The 411-nt window shown below is 41.1% G+C and carries 1 protein-coding gene; it reads left to right on the top strand.

The features are described 5' to 3' along the window. Window positions 1-411, top strand: a 411-nt coding sequence (locus tag Y882_RS20450; RefSeq protein ID WP_046973447.1) for a hypothetical protein, incomplete at both ends; no start/stop codon positions are given.

Below are 411 nucleotides of genomic sequence, written 5' to 3'. Positions count from 1 at the left end.
CTGAATAACACTCAAGGTGTTATTTCTGTCTATAACAAACTGGAATACGGAATTCCTGCTAAGGGTTCTGTAAATGTCACAGAGCCTACCAATAAGGAAAAGCTGGAAGCTGCATCAACTAAGCTGAAAGCTGTGGGTGCTATCGCTACTGATGCTTATGAGTTTCATACTGACTTGAATGAGAATGAAGAGACTATTGTAGCTGTAGTGAATGATAAGGTGGTTCCTGATGTTCAGAACCTACACCGTCACATCCGTCAATCTGCAAACCTGAAAGACTATAAAGGCTTTACTAAGTTCCTTGAACGTCTGTCTACTGTAATTGATAAACGTCGTCACTCTGTTGAAGACCTGATGAAGTTTATGGAAAAAGGTGACCTGCCCATTGCAGATGATGGCTCCATTGTTATC

Origin of the sequence: Dyella japonica DSM 16301 (genome assembly GCF_001010355.1) — a bacterium.
Classification (GTDB): domain Bacteria; phylum Pseudomonadota; class Gammaproteobacteria; order Xanthomonadales; family Rhodanobacteraceae; genus Dyella; species Dyella japonica.
This window is presented reverse-complemented; position numbering and strand designations above follow the sequence as displayed.